Consider the following 2,817-nt stretch of genomic DNA (forward strand, 5'->3'; position numbering starts at 1 on the left):
ATACAAACGAAGCTTCCGATCCTTGATAGGAAATATGTGAGCCACATATACTTGTGCTCATCCCACACATATCCATCTTTAAAGCCCCAAGGCAATGTGAGAAATGAAATAAGTGCAGCAGCACAAAGTAAAATGAAAACAATAGAGAATAGTTTCGAAACAGGCATTGCTCTGTAATACGATGCTGTAGAAGCATTATGGAACAGCATTGTCAGAAAAGCGGGGATGACAACTTTTTTCCTGTTTAAGTTTACTTCATGTTCTCCCGTGTTCTTATTAACGATAAGTGCATCTTTATACACGTTATACGAACCATCCTCACTATACTGGTGCAGCTCGTATTTATAAATAGTGTGTGAACTTCTGAAGGGGATACCATAGTCGGAAATCTGCTTCTCATCCCCAGCGTCGGTTTTTACCCAGATCTGATTATTGCTTGGGTTGGAATTAATTACAGTGCCAGAGAAAGTCTTAACAAACGTGTAAGTTTCACCAAACAGATCAAACGTTGGGGCTGTAATCTCTGCTTTCCGACGATCAGAAAGACCAACGTTGACTTCTTCATTGCGGCGTTTCGTGGTGGAGATGCTCATACAAGTTCCTTTGTGTTAGATGTTAAATTCATATTCGATGTATGAAGAAATCAGGGACTACAGATGAGATGGTATCTGCCATTTCAAAACCTGCATGTTAGTTGAATACGTAAATAGGCTAGTTAAATCAGTCTGTTATATTCTTTGGTGTGAAATCACATTTTGACTGGGTTTACAGGAAAGGCAAATCACTTGTACCGATCGATTAAAGATTAATGATAGATGCAGGCTATCAACAAAAGAATATCGATCGGTATAAACGATCAAATTATTGACCTGTATCTATCAAAAAGGCTTGACAGCCTTACATCGAAAGCGAAGCTCTTCTGGATTGAGGTGCTGATTCAATGAGATTTTTTTGGGGGAGAGGCGTAATCTCTACCATTCTCACGCTAGTGATGGTTTTGTGTTTTTGAGGGCGTTTAAGGGTTGGGATTTTGAGGTTTTTGAAGATGGTAATAATGGTATTGAGATAGGGGATGGTCTCTAACCATCTGAACGTTGAAGCCTTATAGCTTCGCTTGGGCGCTACTTTTAACGTTTCGGTTGCTATCGCTTCTTTGTTAGTTGCAACAGCTTCTGGGAGAAGCGCTTCGACAGAAGCGATAGAGTATTCGTCCTGACCAGCAGCTCGTTTATCGAGGATAAGTGCTTCTATGGGGCGGTTAACGTATTCTGTCGTGGTTTCAGGAGCATCTATAGTTATGACCATATCATGAGTTGCACTAACAGATGTTTCTCTGACAGATGATTTCAGTTTAAACAGGAAAGTATTATCACGTTCCTGTTGGTAGTCGATTCTGCTTTGCAAGGCAGACCAGGAATACCCTTTTCCCAATTGAGATGCTTTGAAAGCAATCCCGTTGTATTCGAATGAGAAGCCGTTCATGCGTCCAGTAGAGGCAATGTTAGGGATTGGCCTGATATTTTGTGCCACAAGCTGTTGCACGAAGTCGGTAATCGATTGCCTGGTATCAAGCAGTTCGTTAAGGGCGTTTTGGATGAATCCTTTTGGGCATAGCTCACCAGTTCTCTTTTCTATCATCATCTCATTACGGGATTTTTTGAGCTTCGGTGTAGGTGAGGGCGCTGCTGGAGAAGCTTTCGGTCCTTTGGTTCTTGTTAGCTGGTAGTCTTGTTCAAGATCCTGGATGATACGGGTGCTGATAAGGTTCTCATTTTTACCTAAGTAGAGCTTCCCCGAACTGAGTTCGATGCGACTGGCGATGATATGGATGTGCTGGCCGGCCGCATCATCATGGAGGACATAGCATCTGAGGTGCGTTTCAGAGAAGCCCATTCGGGACATGTAATCATCAGCAATCTCTGACCACTGAGCATCTGTCAGCGCTTCGTTTTTCGGCAAGCGAAGCGAATTGTGCCAGACGGGTTTAGCAAGATCCGGGCGAAGCGCTTTAGTCGCATTGAATTCTGCAATCAACTCTCCGGCATTGCTTCCATCCATATTGCCACCAATAACTGATGGGGGGGGTTTATGATGCGAAGCTGGCCTCAATGCATAAAACACTACGCCAGCGAAGTTCTTACCTCGCTTTATCTTCTGCATCCCCTTCATGGGAAGCTCTCCACAGGTCAGCGGTAATTAAATGCAAGCGAAGCTCTGAGACCTGGCGCTTTACGGCGAAGAGTTCAGTTTGCGTCAGAGGGCTTTCATAGCTCTTGCTATCAAGATGAGCCACAAGCTTGTTTAGCTTCTGCGAAATCTCACCAAGGGTTTTCCAGGCTTCAAAATTGATGGCTGGAACGACAGCTGGGAGTTTATTAAGCAAAGATAAGCGAAGCCACTCGCCTTTACGATGACGACCTCGTTTCTCATTGAGAAGCGTTAGCTCTTCATTATTTAATCTGACACTGACGCAATGAGAACGAAGCTGGTTGTATGAGAGCTTCGCTTCGTTAACGCTTCCATTACGGGAATGCTTACTTACAACGATCTTATTAAAAGTATCACTTTCGACCATATGAACTCCTTTTCATATAATTAAATAAAAGCATATTCCTTATGCTTAATTTATTTATATGATAGATTCGGATAATGTCAATGTAGTGTCTTGATTTTGCTTTTGATTTTTTTCAACCGAAGGGCGAAAAAAACAAGGGGAACTCGAAGAAGCAGCGTAGCGCTTCGATGAGTTAGCCCTTGCTTTTAATTAGTATCCGAAAAGTTATTTAACTTCAAAAAATATAACTAACAATCATAAAC

3 protein-coding genes are annotated in these 2,817 nt (G+C 42.4%); all 3 read right to left on the bottom strand.

Going from position 1 to position 2,817, the window contains the following annotated elements:
- Positions 1-593: hypothetical protein (locus tag INF61_RS22645; protein WP_193548147.1), on the bottom strand; the 593-nt coding region annotated here is incomplete at its 3' end.
- 304 nt (positions 594-897) lie between these two features.
- Positions 898-2,169, bottom strand: coding sequence for a relaxase/mobilization nuclease domain-containing protein (locus tag INF61_RS22650; protein WP_029497371.1), 1,272 nt, complete (start codon positions 2,167-2,169; stop codon positions 898-900).
- Positions 2,138-2,575: a hypothetical protein gene (locus tag INF61_RS22655; RefSeq protein WP_193548148.1), complete on the bottom strand. Its 438-nt coding sequence runs from the start codon at positions 2,573-2,575 to the stop codon at positions 2,138-2,140. Before INF61_RS22655 ends, INF61_RS22650 begins: the two co-directional genes overlap by 32 nt.
- Between the last annotated feature and the right edge of the window lie 242 nt (positions 2,576-2,817).

Origin of the sequence: Enterobacter cloacae complex sp. P18RS (assembly GCF_014982105.1) — a bacterium.
Taxonomy (GTDB): Bacteria; Pseudomonadota; Gammaproteobacteria; order Enterobacterales; family Enterobacteriaceae; genus Enterobacter; species Enterobacter hormaechei_C.

Coding starts and splice junctions, on each gene's coding strand:
- INF61_RS22650 (WP_029497371.1), bottom strand. CDS start 2,169: ATGAAGGGGATGCAGAAGATAAAGCGAGGTAAGAACTTCGCTGGCGTA.
- INF61_RS22655 (WP_193548148.1), bottom strand. CDS start 2,575: ATGGTCGAAAGTGATACTTTTAATAAGATCGTTGTAAGTAAGCATTCC.